The following is a 13726-nucleotide window of genomic DNA, read 5'->3' on the forward strand; positions in this document are numbered from 1 at the left end:
CCGTACGGACCCGGTGATCGGGTCCGTACGGAGACCGAGGCCGTACGGCGAGAGCGGGGATGCGCGGGTCCGCGGGGCGTGAAGCGCGGGGCCTGAGTGCGCGGGGGGCGTGAAGCGCGGGGCACGGGTGTGTGAGGCGCGGGGCGCTGGTGTGTGAGGCGCGGGGCGCGGGTGTGTGAGGCGCGGGGCGCGGGTGCCGGAGGTGGCCTCAGTTGGTCTGGACGACCACCGTCTTCGCCGCTTTGTCCTGGAGGCCCTGTCGGTACGGCTTGTCCGTGAACATGAGCACGATGTTGATCAGCCACCACAGGCACGGACAGCACAGCAGCGCGGGCAGCCACAGCACCACGGCCCGCAGGAACGACGCACCGGTGTCCGGCACCCGGCCGTCGTTGAGCATCGCGACCCGGAGCTTCAGCAGCCGCTTGCCGATGGTCCGGCCGTCCTTGTGCGTGAAGTACGTGTCGTACGCGACGTAGATCACCAGACCGATCAGCGACCAGGTCAGCTGGTGCCCGCTGTACGTCTGGCTGAACACGTCGCTGTTGCTGCTGTTGCTGTTCATCTCGACCGCGCCGCCCCACGGCAACGAGATCAGATACAGCGGGATCGAGATGATCAGGAAGTCGATCAGCCGGGCCAGGATCCGCTTCCCCGGTTCGCCCAGCGGCGGCATGCCGGCCAGCGGATCCACACCCCCGTACGGGCCGCCTCCGCCGTAGGGACCGGGACCGTACGGCGGAGGAGGCGGAGGGGGAGGCGGAGCGCTGTCGTAGGGCGAACCCGACGACGGCCCGTGCGGCCCCTGCGGCGTCTCCGGCCCCCATGGACCTTGGGGTTCCTGAGGTCCATGAGGTCCGTTCGGCCCCTGAGGTCCGTTCGGTCCCTGAGGTCCTTGGGGCTCCTGCGGCCCGTTCGGTCCATGAGCCCCGTGAGCCCCCTGCGGTCCCCCTGGTTCCTGAGGCTTCTTGAGGAACGGGTCTTCCTCGGGCGGCTGACCGGACGTCGGCTGATCGTTGCTCATGGGGGCAGTGCACCCCGGCTGCGGTGCCCCCGCAACGGCTCAGGTGCGTTCGGGGGAACGGCACATTCCGCGGAGCCGTTCCCCCGATGAGCCGTCAGCCGGAGGAGTGGCTCCGCAGACGCCGGAGGAGTGGCTCCGCGGACGCCGGAGGAGTGGCTCCGCGGACGCCGGAGCGGCGTCAGCCCGCCACGAACGTGTGCGCCGCCTTGTCGTGCCAGCACTGGCGCCACGGCCGGTCGAACAGGCACCAGAGCACATTGACCACCCCGACGACCAGAACACCCAGCACGCCGTAGACCAGCCAGCGACGGAGCGCGGCACCGAAGGACGGGGGTGCGTGGGACTCGATGTCCCGCACGTCGAGTCCGCAGAGCTTCTTGCCGAGCGTGCGGCCCCACTTGGCGGTCGGCAGCGCCTCCAGCAGGACGCCCAGCACGAGGAACGCGCCGAGCACCGCGCCGAAGAGACCCGCCGTGGTGGAGTCCACCAACCAGACGGTGACCGTCTCACCGGACAGCTTCGCCGCGTTGATCTTCTCGTCGATGTGGTCCATCGCCCGCGAGACGAGCGGGAATCCGATCGCGCCGACGAGTGCGGCCAGCACCACCGTGTCGACCAGCCGGGCGGCGAACCGTTTGCCGAGTCCGGCGGGCCTGGCCGATGCCTGGGCCTGTACGAGCTGCTGGAAGGGGTCATCGACCGGGGGCTTCCACGGCACGACGGGCTGGTCCGGCTGTCCCCCGCGCGCACCGGGCTGCGGTGCCGGCTGCTGCCCCTGGAACGGGAGCTGCGGCGGCTGCGGCTGCTGTGGCTGCAGCGGCTGCGGCTGCGGCTGTGGCTGCAGCGGCTGCGGCTGCGGCTGTGGCTGCAGCGGCTGTGGCTGCTGCTGCTGCGGAGGGGCCGCCTGGCCGGGCTGGGCGAGCTGGTGGACCTGCTGAGCCCAGGAGGCCGAGCCGCCGCCGGGGCCCGGAGCGAGCGGGCGATTGGCCCCGGCGGGCGGCTGGTTCTGCGCCGGGGGCTGTGCCGGGTTCTGCGCCGGGGCGGAGGGCCGGCTCTGTGCCGGGGCGGGAGGCTGGTTCCGGGCCGGGGGCTGTGCGGGGGTCCGGGCGGTGGTCCCGGGGGCGATCGCGCGGATCGCCATCGTCCCGTCCGCGGCTTGCTGTTCGTTCGCCCGAGGGGTGGTCGGGCGAGTGCCCCGGCCCTCGGGCCGGATCGCGACGGTGTTCTCGGCCGGCCGGCCGCCGCCCTCGCGCATGCCCGGCAGCGCGCCGCCCGCCGAATCCGTGGAGACGGGCCGACGCGGATCTGCGGGCGCACGATCGGCAGGCTCCCGAACCGCGGGCGCACGGCCGACAGGCTCCCGGACCGCGGGAACACGATCGGCAGGCTCCCGGACCGCGGGAACACGATCGACAGGTTCCCGGACCGCGGGAACACGATCGGACGGGGCCCGGTCCGCGGGTGTACGCGGATCACGGCCGGAGTCCGGTCCCGAGCCCGCCTCTGCTCCGGACACCGGCACCGACGACCTGCCGGGCCCTCCCTGTCCACTCTGTCCGCCGGTCTGCCCGGTCTGCCCGGTCCCACCCCAGGAGACCCGCTGGTCTCCGCCGAAGCCGGTCTGGCGGGAGGCGTCGGCCTGCCAGGCAATGGACGGTTCGGGGCGGCTGTCCGGCTGCGACTGCTCGTCGAGGAAGACCGGACCGGTCTCCTCGGCCGGAGCCGGAGCCGGAGCAGAAGCCGAGGGTTGCGGCGGTAGCTGTGTCTGCGGCTGCGGCTGCGGCTGCGGCTGGGCCGACGCTTCGGGGGCCGACGCGGGCATCGACTCCCCCTGCCGAGGGGCGGGCCGGCTCGTGCCCGGCACCCACGAGGTGCCGTTCCAGTACCGGACGTATCCGGGAATGGACGGGTCGGGGTAATACCCCTCGCGGGGGCGTTCGTCACCGGGTGCCGGGGTTGGGGCGCTCATCACCGTGGTCCCGTATCTCTTCGAGGCCTCAATACAACGGGTCCACATCTATCAGACGCCCGCGTACCCCTGGGCCAGTCCAGGGGTTTGGGCCACTTTCCGGGCACGCCAAAATTTCTTCCGGAAGTCGCGTAATGAAGAGCGGTCAGTGCGCTCTCTCCCTGTGCGGACCGGTCACGGGACCGGCCCACAGGCACCGAGAGGACGCACTCATGGACACCGTCGTGGAACGCGAGCTGGAGCTCAAGCTGGTTCTGTCGCCCGAGCGCAGCATCCCCGTACCGGCCAGGCTGACCTACCGCACGGAGGATCCGTTCGCCGTGCACATCACTTTCCATATCGGCTCCGACTTCCCCGTGCACTGGACGTTCGCCCGCGATCTGCTGGTCGAGGGCGTGTTCCGGCCGTGCGGCCATGGAGACGTGCGGATCTGGCCGACCAAGGTCGAGCGGCGCAACGTCATCTTCGTGGCGCTGACCTCGCCCGACGGCGACGCCCTTCTGGAGGTGCCGTCCGCCGCGGTGGCGACCTGGATGGAGCGGACACTGCGGCTGGTGCCTCCGGGGACGGAGGCCGAGCGGCTCGGCCTCGACGAAGCGCTCGCCGAACTGCTCGCGCCGCTGCCGGCCGACGATCTGTGGCTGAGCGACCCGTGGGCGTCGGACGAGTCGGACGGCGACGCGTGAGCAACCGCGGCCCCGGCCCGGCGCCCCGATCAGCCCCGCCATCCCGACCCGACCCGCCATCCCGATCAGCCCCGCCATCCCGTCCTGACCCGCCATCCCGATCAGCCTCGACACCCTGCCCCAGCCCGGCATCTCGTCCCGCCCCGGCATCCCGTCCCGCCCCGGCGTCAGAACACCTTGCCCGGGTTGAGCAGGCCCAGGGGGTCGAATGCCTGTTTGATGCCCCGGTGCAGTTCGACACTCACCTCGCCGAGTTCGCGCGCGAGCCACTCCTTCTTGAGGACGCCCACGCCGTGCTCACCGGTGATCGTGCCGCCGAGTTCCAGGCCGAGCGCCATGATCTCGTCGAAGGATTCGCGGGCCCGCCGGGACTCGTCGGCGTCGGTGTCGTCGAAGCAGACGACGGGGTGGGTGTTGCCGTCGCCCGCGTGTGCGCAGACGCCGATGGTGAGGTCGTACTTCTCGGCGATGGCGGCGGTGCCTTCGAGCATCGCGCCGAGCTTCGACCGCGGTACGCAGACGTCGTCGATCATCGTCGCCCGCTTGACGGTCTCCAGCGCGGTGAGCGACATCCGCCGGGCCTGGAGCAGCAGTTCGGACTCGGCGGCGTCGTCGGCGGGAACCACCTCGGTGGCGCCCGCAGCGGTGCACAGCTCGGCGACGGCGGCCAGGTCGGCCGACGGGTCCGGGGTGTCGAAGGCGGCGAGCAGGAGCGCCTCGGTCGTGTCGGGGAGGCCCATGGCGGCCACCCTGTTGACGGCACGGATTGTTGTACGGTCCATCAGTTCGAGGAGTGACGGGGTGTGTCCGCGCTCCATGATCCGGCAGATCGCGTCGCAGGCGGTGGCCGCGCTCGGGAACTCGGCTGCCAGGACCAGCTGCTGCGGCGGCTGGGGTTTCAGTGCGAGCACGGCCTTGACGATGATGCCGAGGCTGCCTTCCGAACCGACGAAGAGCCGGGTGAGGTCGTATCCGGCGACGCCCTTCGCGGTGCGGCGGCCGGTGGTGAGCAGCCGCCCGTCGGCGAGGACGACCTCCAGTCCGAGTACGTATTCGGCGGTGACCCCGTACTTCACGCAGCACAGGCCGCCGGACGCGGTGCCGATGTTGCCGCCGATGGTGCACATCTCCCAGCTGGAGGGGTCCGGCGGGTAGGAGAGACCGTGTTCGTTGACCGCTCGGGACAGCACCGCGTTGATGACGCCCGGTTCGACGACGGCGATCCGGTCGACCGGGTTGATCTCCAGGATCCGGTCCATCTTCACCAGGGACAGGACGATGCAGTCGTCGGAGGCGTTGGCCGCGCCCGACAGTCCGGTACGGGCCCCCTGCGGAACGACCGGGACGCGCAGGGCCGTGGCGGTGCGCATGACGTGCTGGACCTGCTCGACCGTGCGTGGGAGCACGACGACGGCCGGCGTGCCCGCATCGCAGAAACTCGCCATGTCGTGGGCGTAGGAGGCGGTGATGTCCGGATCGGTGATCAGGGCCTCGGCGGGCAGCCCCGTACGCAGACGTTCGAGAAGACCGTTCATGATCCAAGCGTGGCACCCGGGCCCATTGGTGTGAACCCGTCTGCCGCACCCTTCGCAAGACGCGGTGTGCTCTTCGTACTGACGCAGAGTGATCGGCATGGATGTCACGCCGCAGCAGCCTCCGGAGTCCCCCGATCCGACGCAGCCTGTCCTTGAGCCTCCCGGAGGCGAACCCGTGCCGCTGGACGCGGTGTCGCCGGGCCCGGCCCCGGTCGAGCTGCCGCCCGTGTCGTTGCGTACGACGCTGCGGAGGGCGGCCCTGGGTGTGGTGGCGGGTGCCGTGCTGGTGACGGGTGCGGTGGTGGCAGTGCCGGAGGACGAGGAGAAGTCCGCGCCGCCGCCCGCGCCGGGACCGGTGTCGCGGGCTCTGAAGGCGCGGGGCTCGGGTTCTCCCGCGTCGCTCTCCGATCTGACGGCGCTGATCGGGGACCGGCAGGAGTGGCTGGGCACGCATCCGTCCGACGCGCGCTCGTGGGCGCTGCTCGGGACGGCGTTCGTGGAGTGGGGGCAGCGTGCCGCGGACTCGGCTTACTACGGCCGGGCCGAGCAGGCGCTGAAGCGCTCGCTGGACGTCGAGCCGGGCGAGAGCGGGAACACGGCGGCCTGGGTGGGGCTCGCGGTGCTCGCCAACGCCCGGCACGACTTCGTCACGGCGAAGAAGTGGGGCGAGCGGGTACGGGCGCGGCAGCCGAAGCAGTGGAACGTGTATCCGGCGCTGATCGACGCGTACAACGGCGTCGGTGACTACACATCGGCGAACGCGGCGGTGGAGAAGTTCGCCGCGCTGCACTCCGGGGCTCCGGCGCTCGTCCGGTCGGCGCAGAGGTACCGGGACAGTGGCCGGAGGGAGGAGGCGCTGGCGGATGCGCGGAAGGCGGCGAACCGGGCCTCCACTCCGGCGCAGAAGGCGGAGTGCCTGTCCCTGCTCGGCGAGCTGGCCTGGGAGGGAGGCGAACCCGACGAGGCGGTGGCGCGGTACAGCGCGGCGTTGCGGACCGACCGCGCCCACCACCCGTCGCTCGCGGGCCGGGCCAGGGCACTGGCGGCGCTCGGTCGTACGGACGAGGCGGAGCGCGACTACAAGGCGGCGCTGGCTGACCTTCCGCGGCCCGAATACATGCTGGAGCTGGGCGAGTTGTACGAGTCGCTGGGCCGGGAGGAGGAGTCCGGGAAACTGTACGCACAGCTCCGCGAGGCCCTTGCGCGCGACGACGCCCAGGGCGTGGACAACGCGACTCTGCGCGGCCGTTTCGAGGCCGATCACGGTGACGCGGCCGCTGCGGTGACCTCGCTGAAGGCGCAGTGGGCCCGGTCGCACCGCAGTGCGGCGGTGGCGGACGCGCTGGGCTGGGCACTGCACCGTTCCGGCGACTCGGCCTCCGCGCTGGAGTACGCGACGCGGGCGGTCGGGACGGGTGGGCGCAACGCCTCGTACCAGGCCCATCTGGGGGCGATCCAGCAGTCGTTGGAGGACTACGGTGCGGCGCGCCGCAGTCTGGGTGAGGCCCTGCTCATCAATCCGCGCTTCTCGCCGCTGGAGGGTCCGGAGGCCCAAAAGGCCCTGGAGGCGCTGGGCGGTCCGGTGGCGGACGGCTCGCCGGGCATGGCACCCGCGAAGCCGCAGCCCGCTCCACCGGCGCCGAGTCGTCGCTGACGGCGGGCGACGGTCTCAATCGCCGGCCGGCCCGCGACGCGGGCGCGGTGGCGCACCGCTCCGGCCGGCGTACAGGGCCGGGGGCCTCGGCCGTGCCGGAGGCCCCCGGTCCGAGCGTCGGTGGGCGTTCGCCACCGGACCATTGCCCCTGCCGGCCCAGGGATTACGGGGCAGCTCTCAGGCGTCCTACAGGTTGCCGCGCCTCTCCTGCTCGCGCTCGATCGCCTCGAACAGGGCCTTGAAGTTGCCCTTGCCGAAGCCCATCGAGCCATGGCGCTCGATCATCTCGAAGAAGACGGTGGGACGGTCCTGGACCGGCTTGGTGAAGATCTGCAGCAGGTAGCCGTCCTCGTCGCGGTCGACGAGGATCTTCAGCTCGCGCAGGGTCTCCACGGGGACGCGGGTCTCGCCCGCCCACTCGCCGAGGGTGTCGTAGTACGAGTCGGGGGTGTCCAGGAACTGCACCCCGGCCGCCCGCATCGCACGCACCGAGGCGACGATGTCGTTCGTCGCGAGCGCGATGTGCTGCACGCCCGCGCCGCCGTAGAACTCCAGGTACTCGTCGATCTGGGACTTCTTCTTGGCGATCGCCGGTTCGTTGATCGGGAACTTGACCTTGAGCGTGCCGTCGGCGACGACCTTCGACATGAGGGCGGAGTACTCGGTGGCGATGTCGTCGCCCACGAACTCCTTCATGTTGGTGAAACCCATGACCTTGTTGTAGAAGCCGACCCACTCGTTCATCCGGCCGAGTTCCACGTTGCCGACGCAGTGGTCGACGGCCTGGAAGGTCCGCTTGGCGGGCGGCGCGACGATCGGGTCCGCGGCTGCGAAGCCGGGCAGGTACGGGCCGTCGTAGCCGGTGCGCTCCACGAGGGTGTGGCGGGTCTTGCCGTACGTGGCGATGGCGGCCAGGACGACCGTGCCGTGCTCGTCCTTGACCTCGTGCGGCTCCGAGAGACCGAGGGCGCCGTGCTCGACCGCGTACGCATAGGCCGCGCGGGCGTCCGGGACCTCGATGGCCAGGTCCACGACGCCGTCGCCGTGCTCGGCGACATGGTCGGCGAGGAAGCGGCCGTGGTCGGTGGACACCTTGATGACGGAGGTGAAGACGAAACGGGCGGAGCCACTGGTGAGGACGTAACTCGCCGTCTCGCGGCTGCCGTTCTCCGGTCCGGAGTAGGCGACCAGCTTCATGCCGAAGGCCGTCGAGTAGTAGTGCGCGGCCTGCTTGGCGTTGCCGACGGCGAAGACGACCGCGTCCATTCCCTTGACCGGGAAGGGATCGGCCTGCCGGGCTGTGTCGGGGGTGGTGTGCAGAGTCTCAGTCATGTGCGAAGGCTCTCGCCGCTTCGCAAGGTGCGCAACAGTTCGCGAATCCACTGGGCAATCTGCCCAGCCGATAGGGATGATGACCGGGCTATCTGTACATGATGACCATCACAGCGATCCTCCGGAGGCGCACCATGGCGATCGACCGTCTGGACGGGCGGCTCATCGTACTGCTGGCCCGCGAGCCCCGTATCGGCGTCCTGGAGGCGTCGCGCCGGCTCGGCGTGGCGCGCGGGACGGTGCAGGCGCGGCTCGACCGGCTTCAGTCGAATGGAGTCATTCGCGGATTCGGCCCGGCCGTCGATCCGGCGGCGCTCGGCTACCCCGTCACCGCGTTCGCGACGCTGGAGATCAAGCAGGGTCAAGGCGCCGATGTACGGGCCCACTTGGGGGGTGTCCCGGAGGTGCTGGAGCTGCACACCACCACCGGTCACGGGGACATGCTCTGCCGCCTGGTCGCACGGTCCAACGCCGATCTCCAACGGGTGATCGACCGGGTTGTCGGCTTTGATGGCATTGTCCGGGCCTCCACGGCCATCGTCATGGAGAACCCCGTTCCGCTGCGCATCATCCCGCTCGTCGAGCAGGCCGCGGAGGACAACGACTGAGCCGAGGGAGTGGCGTGTGAGCTTCTGGGAGTACCTGGGCAACCGACACCAACAGCTGCTCACCGACGCGTACCAGCACGTCAGTGCCGTATTCCAGTGCATGGTCATCGCCACCCTGCTCGGCGTCCTGATCGGGGTCGTCACCTACCGCAGCGGATGGGCCGGGTCGCTGGCCATCACGTCGACGGCGACGGTCCTCACCATTCCCTCCCTCGCCGCGATCGGTCTGCTCATCCCGCTGGTCGGACTCGGGGTGGCGCCCACGGTGATCACTCTCACGCTGTACGGACTGCTGCCCGTCGTTCGCAACTCGATCGTGGGGCTGCGCGGTGTCGACCCGTCGCTCGTCGATGCGGCGAAGGGCATCGGGATGTCGCGGCTGGCCCGGTTGTGCCGGGTGGAACTGCCGCTCGCCTGGCCACCGATCCTCACCGGGATCAGGGTCTCCACCCAGATGCTGATGGGCATCGCCGCCATCGCCGCGTATGCGTCGGGCCCCGGCCTGGGCAATGAGATCTTCCGCGGCATCGCCTCGCTGGGCAGCGCCAACGCGATCAATCAGGTACTCGCCGGCACGCTCGGCATCGTCATCCTCGCCCTGCTCTTCGACGCCGCGTACGTGCTGCTCGGACGGCTCACCATTCCCAGGGGGATCCGTGTCTGAGACCGCCGGCTCCGCACGCGTCACGTCCGGGACAGCCGACTCCGCCACCGCCGACAACGGCGGGACGGCGCAGCCGGCGTCCGGCGCCACCATCCACCTCGACGACCTGACCAAGCGCTATCCGGGCCTTCCGACCCCGGCGGTGGACAGCGTCACGATGGACATCAAGGCCGGCGAGACGGTGATCTTCGTCGGCCCGTCCGGTTGCGGGAAGTCCACCACCCTGAAGATGATCAACCGGCTGATCGAGCCGACGTCCGGCCGGATCCTGATCGGCGACGAGGACGTCACCGACATCGACCCGGTGAAGCTGCGACGCAAGATCGGTTACGCGATCCAGTCGTCCGGTCTCTTCCCGCACATGACGGTCGCCGAGAACATCGCCCTCGTACCGAAGATGGTCGGCTGGTCGAAGTCGAAGGTGAAGGACCGGGTCGAGGAGATGCTCGATCTCGTCGGCCTGGACCCGCGGGAGTTCCACGGGCGCTATCCGCGTGCGCTCTCCGGCGGACAGCAGCAGCGGGTGGGCGTGGCGCGCGCCCTGGCGGCCGATCCGCCGGTGCTTCTCATGGACGAGCCGTTCGGCGCGGTCGACCCGATCACCCGCGACCACCTCCAGGACGAACTGATCCGGCTCCAGCACGAGCTGCACAAGACGATCGTCTTCGTCACCCATGACTTCGACGAGGCGATCAAGCTGGGTGACCGGATCGCCGTGCTGCGGGAGCGCTCGCACATCGCGCAGTTCGACACCCCGGAGGCGATCCTCACCAACCCGACGGACGACTTCGTCTCGGGTTTCGTCGGGGCCGGGGCCGCGCTCAAGCGGCTCAACCTCACCCGTGTACGGGACGTGGAGATGGCCGAGTTCCCGACGGTGACGGTCGACGACCCGCTCCAGTCCATCTTCAACAAGCTGCGCACCGGCCCGCACAACGAGCTGCTGATGCTGGACCGCAGGAACCGCCCGTACAAGTGGCTGCGGCGCGGCGACCTGATGCGGGCCCGGGGTTCGCTGGCGCGCGCCGGGCAGTTGGTCCACGACACGGTGACACGGGACGCCACGCTGCACGACGCGCTGGAGGCGGTGCTGACCGACAGCGGCGGACGGGCCGCGGTGACGGGGCGGCGCGGCGAGTTCATCGGGGTCGTCGACATGCACACCCTGATGAATTCCGTCCATGAACTGCTGGAGGCCGACCGGCTCGCCGCGATCGAGCACCAGCACGATCTGGAGGAGATGCGCGCCCACCAGACCGAACAGGAGCTGGAGGGCGGTGCGGACGCATGAAACGCAACTCTCCGCCGCATTCCGGCGCGCGCCGCACTCCCCGCTCCGCCCGCCCGGCGCCCGCGTCCGACAACGACCGCCCGCCCGGCGAACACGACGTCGACGGCCACGCCTTCTCCGACACGGAGGAACCCGCACCGCCACCGGCGGGGCCACCGCGCCGGATCACCTGGCACAAGCTGGTGCTGCTGCCGGCCGTGCTCGCGATCGTCCTGGCCGTCACCTATCTGTGGATCACCCACGTCCACCTGGACTCCATCGCGAGGAATTCGCTCACCGGCGGCAATGTGCGGCTGCGCTGGTGGCAGCACGTGAAGCTGACCGCGATCTCGACGTTCTGGGTGCTGATCATCGCCATCCCGCTGGGGATCGCGCTGACCCGGCGCGGGCTGCGCAAGGGTGCCCCGGTGGTCACCGCGCTCGCCAACATCGGGCAGGCCACCCCGGCGATCGGTCTGCTGGCGCTGCTGGTCATCTGGCTCGGCATCGGGCCGTCGACCGCGATCATCGGCATGGTGATCTACGCGGTGCTGCCGGTGTTCTCCAACACGGTGGCCGGTCTCAAGGCGATCGAACCGAGCCTGGTCGAGGCGTCGCGCGGCATCGGCATGTCGGCGATGGGGACGCTCACCAAGATCGAACTGCCGCTGGCGGTGCCGCTGATCCTGGCCGGTGTACGGACGGCGCTGGTACTCAACGTCGGTACGGCGACCCTGGCCACGTTCGTCGGTGGCGGCGGCCTCGGCGACCTGATCACGTCGGGCATCCAGACCCAGCGGATGCCGGTACTGGTCCTCGGCTCCGTGCTGACGGTGGTGCTGGCCCTGCTGGTGGACTGGCTGGCCTCGCTGGTCGAGCTGGCGTTGACGCCGCGCGGACTGGAGGTGGGGTGAGATGGGCCCGCGCAAGGTGCGTACGGGGCTGGTGGGAGCGGTCGCGCTGGCGTTGGCGCTCTCCGGGTGCGGGCTGAAGAGCGGCTCGCCGATGGTGGACGACGTGGTGCCGGGCTCCGTCGGGGCGGGGGAGCCGCTGCGCGGCGCCTCACTGACCGTCACCTCGAAGAACTTCAGCGAGAACATCGTCCTGGGCCAGATGATCGGCCTGATCTTCAAGGCCGCCGGCGCGGAGGTGCTGGACCGGACGAACCTGCCCGGCTCGATCAGTGCGCGCGAGGCGATCGTCAAGGGCGACGCGGACGCCATGTACGAGTACACCGGCACCGGCTGGATCACCTATCTGGGCCATGCGAAGCCGATCGCCGACCCGCAGAAGCAGTGGGAGGCGGTCCGCGACGAGGACCGGAAGAACGGGGTGACCTGGCTGCCGCAGTCCACCCTCAACAACACCTACGCGCTCGCCATCAGCAGGAAGAACAACGCGAAGTACCACCTGCGGACGCTCTCCGACGCCGCCGCACTGGCGAAGAAGAACCCGTCGGCGGTGTCGATCTGCGTGGAGAACGAGTTCGCCTCGCGCGACGACGGACTGCCGGGCATGGAGAAGGCGTACGGGATGTCGGTCCCGGCCTCCCGCATCAAGAAGATGGACGCAGGGATCATCTACACCCAGGTCTCGAAGTCCAACTCCTGCCTGCTGGGCGAGGTGTTCACCACGGACGGCCGGATCAAGGCCATGGACCTCGACGTACTCGTGGACGACAAGCACTTCTTCCCCAACTACAACGCGGCGCCCGTCATCCACACCAAGACCTTCGAGAAGTACCCGGTGATCGCGAAGCTGCTCGACCCGCTCAGCAAGAAGCTGACGACGGAGGTCGCCCAGACGCTCAACGCGAAGGTGGACGTCGACGGGCAGGACCCCCACGAGGTGGCGAAGGACTGGCTGATCCAGGAGGGGTTCATCAAGCAGAAGTGACGGGCCGCCGCGCTGAGTTGGCTTCACCTCACCCTTCGCAGAGTTACAAAGAAGTCCATGCAAAGAAGGTGTTGCAAAGCTGTCTTTGCAACTCTACAGTTGAGGCATGGACACGGAAGAAGCCCCCGAGAGCGACAGCGCCACCGACTCCGCCACCGCCCATACGAAGTTGCTCAACGTCGACGCCCGCAAGCTGCGGGGGCTCGCCCACCCCCTGCGCGTCCGGCTGCTCACGACGCTCAGGGAGTTCGGCCCCGCCACCGCGTCGAGCCTCGCCGACCGGCTCGGCGAATCCAGCGGCGCCACCAGCTACCACCTGCGCCAACTGGCCTCGTACGGATTCGTGGAGGACGACCCGACGCTCGGCAAGGGCCGCGAGCGGTGGTGGCGGGCACTGCACTCCGGCGCCACCTTCGACCCGAAGATCATGCAGGACACCGATCCGGAGGTCCGCGGCGCGATGAACGTCGTGCTCCACGAGATCGCGACGGTCCACACCCAGGAACTCAACACCTGGCTCGGCACGATGCACGAGTGGTCCCAGGAATGGACCGAGAGCTGGAACCTCAGCGACTTCAAGGTCCGGCTCACCCCGGAGCTGGCCGCCGAACTCTCCGACAAGCTGCACGAAGTGATCAACAGCTACCGCGGACGCGTCCCCGACGACGCCGAGGGCTCGGCTGTGGTCCGTACGCACCTGCACGTCTTCCCGCGCCCCCAAGCCTGAACAGACCGAGAGGATCCTTCACCGTGAACGCCGAGACGCACCTGTGGCTGCACGACATCCACTCCGCCGAACTGCGCGGCCAGGCAGCCGAGTTCAGCCTCGCCCCGCGCGTGCCACGCACGGATCTGCGGACCCGGCTGGGCTGGACCATGGTCGAGGTGGGCCTGCGCCTGATACCGAACCGGCCCACGCTGCCGGCCTGCTCGCCTCGCACGGCCTAGCGCCGTGGACGGGGGGAAGAACACACCCGACAGCGCGCACGAGGACACCGGCGGGGACGCCGCGCACAAGGGCGCGAACGACAGCAGAAACGGCACCGGCCCGCACACCGGCGCATCCGACTCCCCACGCGCCGACCGAC

General features: G+C 70.1%; 13 protein-coding genes. 9 read left to right on the plus strand and 4 right to left on the minus strand.

The features are described from left to right. Positions 1-208: 208 nt before the first annotated feature. Together ACFVUT_RS27575 and ACFVUT_RS27580 are read right to left on the minus strand one after the other, a co-directional pair. The gene (locus ACFVUT_RS27575; protein WP_389658190.1) at positions 209-1024 is read right to left on the minus strand and encodes an RDD family protein; all 816 of its coding nucleotides are present in this window, start codon (positions 1022-1024) and stop codon (positions 209-211) included. Between the two features lie 178 nt (positions 1025-1202). Continuing rightward, a complete protein-coding gene (locus ACFVUT_RS27580) occupies positions 1203-2993 on the minus strand; it encodes an RDD family protein (RefSeq protein WP_389658193.1) in 1791 nt (596 codons plus the stop codon). A gap of 212 nt (positions 2994-3205) precedes the next feature. On the opposite strand from ACFVUT_RS27580, the gene ACFVUT_RS27585 reads away from it, so the two are divergent. Further along, positions 3206-3679 (plus strand): SsgA family sporulation/cell division regulator, encoded by a 474-nt coding sequence (locus tag ACFVUT_RS27585; RefSeq protein WP_389658196.1) that lies wholly within the window; start codon positions 3206-3208, stop codon positions 3677-3679. A gap of 167 nt (positions 3680-3846) precedes the next feature. Here ACFVUT_RS27585 and ACFVUT_RS27590 read toward each other — a convergent pair whose 3' ends face one another. Further along, positions 3847-5214, minus strand: a complete 1368-nt coding sequence (locus ACFVUT_RS27590) for an FAD-binding oxidoreductase (RefSeq protein ID WP_389658199.1) — start codon at positions 5212-5214, stop codon at positions 3847-3849. Between the two features lie 97 nt (positions 5215-5311). On the opposite strand from ACFVUT_RS27590, the gene ACFVUT_RS27595 reads away from it, so the two are divergent. Then, complete coding sequence (locus ACFVUT_RS27595) at positions 5312-6868, plus strand: tetratricopeptide repeat protein (RefSeq protein WP_389658202.1); 1557 nt, start codon at positions 5312-5314, stop codon at positions 6866-6868. Positions 6869-7054: 186 nt separating this feature from the next. Here ACFVUT_RS27595 and hppD read toward each other — a convergent pair whose 3' ends face one another. Beyond that, positions 7055-8200, minus strand: coding sequence for a 4-hydroxyphenylpyruvate dioxygenase (hppD, locus tag ACFVUT_RS27600; protein WP_389658205.1), 1146 nt, complete (start codon positions 8198-8200; stop codon positions 7055-7057). 134 nt (positions 8201-8334) lie between these two features. Here hppD and ACFVUT_RS27605 point away from each other — a divergent pair, with 134 nt between their 5' ends. The 7 genes from ACFVUT_RS27605 to ACFVUT_RS27635 all read left to right on the plus strand — a co-directional run bounded on the left by ACFVUT_RS27605 (position 8335) and on the right by ACFVUT_RS27635 (position 13586). Continuing rightward, positions 8335-8808: an Lrp/AsnC family transcriptional regulator gene (locus ACFVUT_RS27605; protein WP_389658208.1), complete on the plus strand. Its 474-nt coding sequence runs from the start codon at positions 8335-8337 to the stop codon at positions 8806-8808. Between the two features lie 16 nt (positions 8809-8824). Then, the gene (locus ACFVUT_RS27610) at positions 8825-9472 is read left to right on the plus strand and encodes an ABC transporter permease (protein WP_389658211.1); all 648 of its coding nucleotides are present in this window, start codon (positions 8825-8827) and stop codon (positions 9470-9472) included. 91 nt (positions 9473-9563) lie between these two features. Beyond that, complete coding sequence (locus tag ACFVUT_RS27615) at positions 9564-10763, plus strand: ABC transporter ATP-binding protein (protein ID WP_389658394.1); 1200 nt, start codon at positions 9564-9566, stop codon at positions 10761-10763. Further along, a complete protein-coding gene (locus ACFVUT_RS27620; RefSeq protein ID WP_389658214.1) occupies positions 10760-11656 on the plus strand; it encodes an ABC transporter permease in 897 nt (298 codons plus the stop codon). Before ACFVUT_RS27615 ends, ACFVUT_RS27620 begins: the two co-directional genes overlap by 4 nt. A gap of 1 nt (position 11657) precedes the next feature. Next, complete coding sequence (locus ACFVUT_RS27625; protein WP_389658217.1) at positions 11658-12638, plus strand: glycine betaine ABC transporter substrate-binding protein; 981 nt, start codon at positions 11658-11660, stop codon at positions 12636-12638. 106 nt (positions 12639-12744) lie between these two features. Further along, complete coding sequence (locus tag ACFVUT_RS27630) at positions 12745-13365, plus strand: ArsR/SmtB family transcription factor (RefSeq protein WP_389658220.1); 621 nt, start codon at positions 12745-12747, stop codon at positions 13363-13365. A 23-nt stretch (positions 13366-13388) separates the two neighbouring features. Continuing rightward, positions 13389-13586: a hypothetical protein gene (locus tag ACFVUT_RS27635; RefSeq protein WP_389658223.1), complete on the plus strand. Its 198-nt coding sequence runs from the start codon at positions 13389-13391 to the stop codon at positions 13584-13586. Positions 13587-13726 lie beyond the last annotated feature (140 nt).

Source organism: Streptomyces sp. NPDC058051, assembly GCF_042885475.1.
GTDB lineage: Bacteria > Actinomycetota > Actinomycetes > Streptomycetales > Streptomycetaceae > Streptomyces.

What these genes read in the sequence shown, in the direction of transcription:
- ACFVUT_RS27575 (WP_389658190.1), bottom strand. Translation starts at nt 1,024, where the DNA reads ATGAGCAACGATCAGCCGACGTCCGGTCAGCCGCCCGAGGAAGACCCG.
- ACFVUT_RS27620 (WP_389658214.1), top strand. Translation starts at nt 10,760, where the DNA reads ATGAAACGCAACTCTCCGCCGCATTCCGGCGCGCGCCGCACTCCCCGC.
- ACFVUT_RS27590 (WP_389658199.1), bottom strand. Translation starts at nt 5,214, where the DNA reads ATGAACGGTCTTCTCGAACGTCTGCGTACGGGGCTGCCCGCCGAGGCC.
- ACFVUT_RS27595 (WP_389658202.1), top strand. Translation starts at nt 5,312, where the DNA reads ATGGATGTCACGCCGCAGCAGCCTCCGGAGTCCCCCGATCCGACGCAG.
- ACFVUT_RS27585 (WP_389658196.1), top strand. Translation starts at nt 3,206, where the DNA reads ATGGACACCGTCGTGGAACGCGAGCTGGAGCTCAAGCTGGTTCTGTCG.
- hppD (WP_389658205.1), bottom strand. Translation starts at nt 8,200, where the DNA reads ATGACTGAGACTCTGCACACCACCCCCGACACAGCCCGGCAGGCCGAT.
- ACFVUT_RS27630 (WP_389658220.1), top strand. Translation starts at nt 12,745, where the DNA reads ATGGACACGGAAGAAGCCCCCGAGAGCGACAGCGCCACCGACTCCGCC.
- ACFVUT_RS27605 (WP_389658208.1), top strand. Translation starts at nt 8,335, where the DNA reads ATGGCGATCGACCGTCTGGACGGGCGGCTCATCGTACTGCTGGCCCGC.
- ACFVUT_RS27625 (WP_389658217.1), top strand. Translation starts at nt 11,658, where the DNA reads ATGGGCCCGCGCAAGGTGCGTACGGGGCTGGTGGGAGCGGTCGCGCTG.
- ACFVUT_RS27580 (WP_389658193.1), bottom strand. Translation starts at nt 2,993, where the DNA reads ATGAGCGCCCCAACCCCGGCACCCGGTGACGAACGCCCCCGCGAGGGG.